This is a genomic window from Thermoactinospora rubra, from assembly GCF_002093975.1.
In the GTDB taxonomy this organism is placed as follows: Bacteria; Actinomycetota; Actinomycetes; order Streptosporangiales; family Streptosporangiaceae; genus Nonomuraea; species Nonomuraea rubra_A.
In genome coordinates, this window is the sequence record NZ_MSZZ01000104.1 from 1 (window position 1) to 5,827 (window position 5,827).

Consider the following 5,827-nt stretch of genomic DNA (forward strand, 5'->3'; position numbering starts at 1 on the left):
CTGCCCGCCGGTTACAAGCGGAACTTCTGGAATGCCGCTTAGCTGACCGTGGCCGCATTGGCGACCGGAACCGACAGCGAACCTGGCGGCTCGCCTGCTGGCTACGTGGCGCAGGAGGCGGTTGCGGCCGCAGACGGCTAAGGGCTGTCTCATTGATCAACTGGGGTTGTCTCCCTGGCACCGAGGTCAAACCATTCGCCGACCCCATCCCCGTATCGAGGATGAGAGCTGGTTCATCACAGCATTCAGTCTGGAAAGTCGGGCTCATCTCCCCAGAGGGCAGAACCAGCTGCCCTCGCGGCCCCTGAGCCAGCACGAGGCGTGCTCACCGAAGGACCACTCACCGCAGCGCTGTCGGTCGTCCGATACACCACACGGTCACCGACAATAGTTCCTGCGTAGCGTCCGCTCGGGTCGTGGACCTTATTGCCGCTGATCCGACCAACGTACTTGCCTGACCTCGAGTAGAGCTTCGAACCGGACACCTGTAAGGGCCGACCGTTCTTGGTATAGAGCCTGCTCATTCCCCCAGTGGATCACACGCCTCCGATAGTTACGGCAGCCGTAGATCGTTGTGATTGTCCCGTGACGCCGAAGGCTGGGCGCGCGCCATCGAACCCTGGCCGGTTTCAGGTCCACCGGTACCGCCGATGTCCGAGTCATGGCGTGCGAGACGAAAACCCGGTGCGAAGCAGCCTGCCACCCGGCAGACTCGGTGACATGACCATGAAGATCAGCCGTTTCAACCCCGACCAGCTTCACCAGACACCCGGCTATCACCACGTCACCGTTGTGACGCCCGGCCGGATGGCGTTCCTGGCCGGCCAGTGCCCGCTCGACCCTACCGGCACCTTGGTCGGCCTCGATGATCTCAACGCACAGATCGATCAGGTCGCGGCGAACGCCTTGACCGCCCTGCCGGCCATCGGCGCCGAACCCAAGCACGTCGTCCGTTCCGTGATTTATGTCGTCACTCAGGACAGGGAGGACTTGGCCGAGGCGTGGCGCCGCCTCAACGACTCGGTCATCGGTCCGGCGTTCACCACCGCCAGCACCCTCTTGGGCGTTGCGCAGCTGGGTTTCAGCGGGCAACTCGTCGAGGTGGATCTCACGGTGGCTCTTCCCGACTAGACCCAAGGGCTGGGAAGCGGTACTGGGTGAGGAGGCCGATCAACAGTCGATGGCACGCGCCCAGCCTTCGGGGTCACGGGACAGTGATCATGGAGTTGGTGCGGCGTGGGCGTGCCGCCGCTGGTGGCGGAGGCGGGCGCGGTATTGGTGCCGTCGCCGCCAGATGGACCAGGTCAGGCGGTGTGCCCGGTCCCGTCGTGGGCCGGGGATGAGGATGCCGCGGAGTTGGCGGAGCAGTTCGGGATGGCGATGGCGGCCGGGCCGAGGTGTTCGCCGAGGTGTTCGACGAGAGGGCCGTCGGGCTGACGCTGGTGGGCGGTGGCCACGGCGATGAGGGTGTAGGCGAGGGTGTAGGCGAGCAGGGCCATGGTGCTCCAGCGGTGCCAGGAGCGCCGGCGGATGGCCTGTCCGGCGTCCAGGCCGCAGGGCTGCCTGGCACGTTGGTGATCTTCTTCGATGCGCCCTCTGCAGGTGGCGAGGTGGACCAGGCGGGGCGGCGGCACCGGGCGCGGGCTCCAGCAGCGGTGGAACGCTATCTGGCCGGTGTGGCGGTGGCGGCGGATCAGCAGGGCGGCGGGTCCGCCGTCATGCCCGCCCTCCAGCCCGTCGGGGGTGTCGTCGGGCTGGAGGGCGGGCATCGCCCAGTCGTCGTGGCGGGCGCCCGTGGTGCCGCTGCCGGTGCGCAGCCGCATCCAGGCGCCGGCGGGGATGAGACGGGGATGAGACGGGGATGAGACAGAGGGCGTCGGTGGCGGTGAGGGGGCTCGGCGGTGAAGGTGTTCCCCGCGTGGATGCGCACCGTGGTGCTGGAGCGGATCGCCGGCACGTAGCCCAGGTCCACAGCCCAGGTCCAGAGCCCAGGTCCAGGGCTCGCAGCCGGCATCCACCGTCGACCTCCTCCCCGGCGTAGACCTCGTCCCCGGCGCCGTAGGCGGCGCGTACCCCGGCCGCGTGCGCGCCTTCCAGCAGCTCCCCGGCGAGTCGGGGCGTGGTGGCGCACATGGTGTCCTGGGGAATGCGGGCCGGCTCGCGGTGTTCCTCATCGGCCGTGCCGTGCTCGGGCAGGTACAGGGCTCGGGCAGGTACAGGGCACGGCCGAGGATGGTGTGCCCGCGCGAGGTGGCGTCGGCAAGATGGACCGCGACCTGGCATGACCTGGCATAACGCCACTCCGCCGAGGGCGCCGCTGTCCTGGCGGGCGGCTCCGGCCGCGTCGGTGGAGGACGTGGCGCCGGCGGTCTCGTCGATGATCAGCACGGTATGGCCGGGATCGCCGTCGTCCAGGCGCTCGATCGCCCCGCGGGCGGCTTGGGCTGTGACCTGCTGCTCCTCCCAGCAGGCCCGGGCCAGCAGGCTCGGGCCGGGAAATGCTGCAGCCGGTCGGGCGTGGAGTGTCCTGCGGCCTCGGCCAGTGTCCAGCGGTTGTTGTCTTCCAGCCCCATCAGCAGCCCGGTCGGCATCTGCCCGCAGGTGGTGCGGCTCTCGCGCCGGGGAAGCACCCGGTCAGCCGAGCCGGCAGTTCCTGTTGGAGAGCGGCATGCTCGGCATGCGCTACGGCGACGGCACGAGCCGCCGCGGCCTGATCTTGATTCACACCTTGACATGATCGCGGCGGCTCTTCGTGTCACGGCACACGACCAGCGGCAACGCCATGGGGACCACGATCTACGGCTGCCGTAATAGTTTCTCGGCCATGTCAGTTACGACCGAGCCGCAATCTTCCTGCTCGCCCCTGGCTACGAACAGGTCTGCTCCGTGGTCATCGTCCTGGCCGATGACTGGGAGGCCGTCTAAGAACTTCAACTTCCCACGAGGCTTCTCGTCGGCTACGCGTCACAATTCATGGTTTTGCACGAGCTCCAGCATGCTCATCGGCAATGGCCCGGCGCCGGTGCTGCCGCTGGATCGCTCCAGATGGGCTCGAAGCCGGGCGCGCTGCCAGACCAGCTGTCGGCGAATCTCCACGGGATCCTCCTCGCGAATGGAGGGAGTCTTCTGCTGCGGCTCAACCGCCTTCGCACTGGCCTCGATCATCTGCTCGGCCGTCTCATCGACAGCCTTCCACCGCCGCCGCTGCTGCCCCATCGTGCCGTCGGCTACCCGGGTCCACTGGCGGCGTTGTTCTACCTCGCGCTCCCGTCTACGGACGGCGGCCGCCACTGCTGGGCTGAGCGCGATGACGCGGGCACGTGTCTCCTGTGCTCGACGCACAGGATCGCGTGCGGCCGACACACGCAGACGGGCCCACTCTCGGCGCTGCTGCTCCTGCTCGCGTCGCAGTCGCTCGGCCTGCTCGGCCAGGATGTGGGAGCGAGGTTTGATCGGATTGCCGAACCCGTCTAGCCAAGCCCGCAGCCGTTGCTCTGCCCAGTCGCTCGTGCCGTGCGGGTGCTGGCTGGCCAGCCACTCGCTGCCATCTGGGCGGTAATCGAGCGCATGCAAGACGTCGCTTGGCGTCCAGCCCGCGGCGAGAAAGCGGAGCGCCGCTTCTTCGGCCCATCGTGGGATCATGGACATGCTCAGATCATGATGGTGGGTTTCACGAGAGGATGATCGCATGTGCGGGGCTTTCCACCCTCTTCGATCCAACCGTACTCATCACATTCAGGACACTCGATCGCTTGTTTCTCGCGAGGAGACGCCTCCCAAGCCTGCAGCTCTTGCAAGCGTTGCCGGATGAGGTCAGCCGGGTGGAGTGCTGAGGGGTCGGTCAGCGACTTTGGAGGGTCATACTCCGGAACGGGCCGACGGCGTTCACGGGCGTCCTCGAGCTTTCGACGCAATATGGTGACCGCTGCGGAGGCCGCCTCCGGCGGCCCTACCCGGGGTGTACGTTCCTTCCACGAGGCAGCCGAATCCGCTGCGCGCCAGGCAAGAGCGTTCATTTGTTTGCGTGTATACTCCGTCAGCCCAGCGCGGATTATATCTACTAGTTCGGCGGCTCGCTCCCTGGGAGTGGCGGGATATCCGTAAACGCGGGTGAGAAGGTCATCGAGGTAGTCGCGGACCGCCCACACTTCCATGTCCTGGACGAACTCAGTGAACTCTTTCCGCGCTGCGATACCGATCTCATCGGCGATACCAAGGCAGCTCTGTAGTTCAGCGTTGATCGCGTCGACTGCGCTGACCTTGCCGAAGGGCAGCCGCCACCGGACCTGGTCCACAGTGAGCATCAGCTCGCCATCGCGCTCGAAGAACGCATCATGAGGGGTGTTGTGGTGAATGGCCAGCCAGCGGCGGGTGTAGAGGCTCTTGATCGTTTCTAGGTCACGGTCGGCGGAGCCTGTCCATCCGTGAGTGAGGTCTTCGAGAGATGGCACGGGCACACCATGCCCTCCCTCATGCCTATTCAGGGCTGTAGCCATGCGATGCATCGCCGCCAACACGATTATATCAACCGGCGAATGAAGCGGATCTCGCGTATCGAGAGTCAGTTCGTTTTCTCGGGCCAGCAGGTCATCGATCTTTCGCCGAAGATTCTCCCTGCGCCGGCGTTCCTGTTCTGCTTGGCGTTGCTGGCGTTCACGCTCTTCTGCGGCAGCAGCAGCTTGACAAGCGGCGCATAGTGGGGTGTGCGAGATGGAGTGCCACTTGCTCCCTTGCAGATCGTGGCCGGCGAGCTGCGTGGCCTGAGCACGGCTGGTGGCCGCGAGCGGCTCACCACACTGCCGACACGGGACTTTCAACAAGGCCGCCTCGGAGAAGGCCGCTACCGTCTCGGTCACCGACCGTGGCTGTCCGAGATCCGCGACCCGGCACGCCCACGTCCCATCAGTGGTGAATTTCCAGTATTCACCAATAATACCCGCTTGCGCCGGGTCCGCCCCCGACTTCAGAAATACGCGGAGCAAAGGATCGTGCGTGGTAGGATAGTCCCAATGTTGGCTCTGCGGTACATTCTGTGTACGTTGGCGTTCACGAAGCCGACGCCGCTGGCGTTTGCCCACGGAAGACCTCCTTTCCGCGCCCTTGGTGGTGGCCATTGGCACAGTTTACGGTCACCTCCGGCTCGCTGCCACCGCGATAGCTCAACGCCATGCCTCCTCCGAGGTCGTCATCATCGGTCTCCGGGATCCGGGGAAGGTTGTGAAGACTGCCGAAAACAACTCCTTTGTGGACCCGAAAGTCGATGCGACCTCGACAGCGCGCTTCGCACCAATACTGGATAAACATCATCGGCCCTCGGTGCGGTGGCCCGTTTTGTTGGATCGCTGCGGCTTCTGGGCTACCCCTCACCTCCAGGAAGGGGAAGGTTACGGTGATGGCATCGCGCGGCTCACGGTCGTCGTCGGTGATGAATCCAACGATGTCGAGGTGGACGTTCATGTCTCCGCACTGTGGGCACGCGACGGGGAGCTGTTCGTCCAGGTGGGCGGCTTCGCCGCGTAGATACAGCAACGGCAGCATGCGGGCGAACCCGTCTTCGTCCATGCCTACTGGGAGGGTGCGGCGCGGCCTCGAGACTTGCCCTCTTGACGTATGGGACCTCGGCTTCAGGATCGGTAGCGGGGCGGCACCAGCGGCGCGCTCGGGGTCGATGCAGGCGTGATGACCCCATTGCCGCAAGGTGACGTTCAGGGCAATCGTCTCGCCTGCGGCGATGTCCTGGTGACATGTGCAGCACACGCCATTGCGGCGGGCCGTCACCGTAGGAGCCTTTTTCATCCTCTCGCGACCTCGTAGTTCTGCAGGACGG

6 protein-coding genes are annotated in these 5,827 nt (G+C 65.7%); 1 reads left to right on the forward strand and 5 read right to left on the reverse strand.

The window, feature by feature from the left end; all coding sequences use genetic code 11:
- Positions 1-720 precede the first annotated feature (720 nt).
- On the forward strand, positions 721-1,131 hold the full coding sequence (locus tag BSB02_RS39025; RefSeq protein ID WP_084966043.1) for a RidA family protein: 411 nt from the start codon (positions 721-723) through the stop codon (positions 1,129-1,131).
- A gap of 173 nt (positions 1,132-1,304) precedes the next feature.
- On the opposite strand, the gene BSB02_RS39030 is transcribed toward BSB02_RS39025, so the two are convergent.
- The 5 genes from BSB02_RS39030 to BSB02_RS40385 form a co-directional block, all read right to left on the reverse strand.
- Positions 1,305-1,823 (reverse strand): hypothetical protein, encoded by a 519-nt coding sequence (locus tag BSB02_RS39030; protein WP_143591761.1) that lies wholly within the window; start codon positions 1,821-1,823, stop codon positions 1,305-1,307.
- Positions 1,717-2,601: a transposase gene (locus BSB02_RS43835; RefSeq protein ID WP_084966045.1), complete on the reverse strand. Its 885-nt coding sequence runs from the start codon at positions 2,599-2,601 to the stop codon at positions 1,717-1,719. The genes BSB02_RS39030 and BSB02_RS43835 overlap by 107 nt, the downstream gene beginning before the upstream one ends.
- A gap of 363 nt (positions 2,602-2,964) precedes the next feature.
- Entirely contained in the window at positions 2,965-3,648 is a 684-nt protein-coding gene (locus BSB02_RS39040; protein ID WP_084966046.1) for a hypothetical protein, read from the reverse strand.
- 2 nt (positions 3,649-3,650) lie between these two features.
- The gene (locus BSB02_RS40380; RefSeq protein WP_158088881.1) at positions 3,651-5,114 is read right to left on the reverse strand and encodes a hypothetical protein; all 1,464 of its coding nucleotides are present in this window, start codon (positions 5,112-5,114) and stop codon (positions 3,651-3,653) included.
- On the reverse strand, positions 5,047-5,827 hold a 781-nt coding region (locus BSB02_RS40385), incomplete at its 5' end, for a hypothetical protein (RefSeq protein ID WP_206185139.1). The genes BSB02_RS40385 and BSB02_RS40380, both read right to left, overlap by 68 nt.

Coding starts and splice junctions, on each gene's coding strand:
- BSB02_RS39030 (WP_143591761.1), bottom strand. CDS start 1,823: ATGCGGCTGCGCACCGGCAGCGGCACCACGGGCGCCCGCCACGACGAC.
- BSB02_RS39025 (WP_084966043.1), top strand. CDS start 721: ATGACCATGAAGATCAGCCGTTTCAACCCCGACCAGCTTCACCAGACA.
- BSB02_RS40380 (WP_158088881.1), bottom strand. CDS start 5,114: ATGGCCACCACCAAGGGCGCGGAAAGGAGGTCTTCCGTGGGCAAACGC.
- BSB02_RS39040 (WP_084966046.1), bottom strand. CDS start 3,648: ATGTCCATGATCCCACGATGGGCCGAAGAAGCGGCGCTCCGCTTTCTC.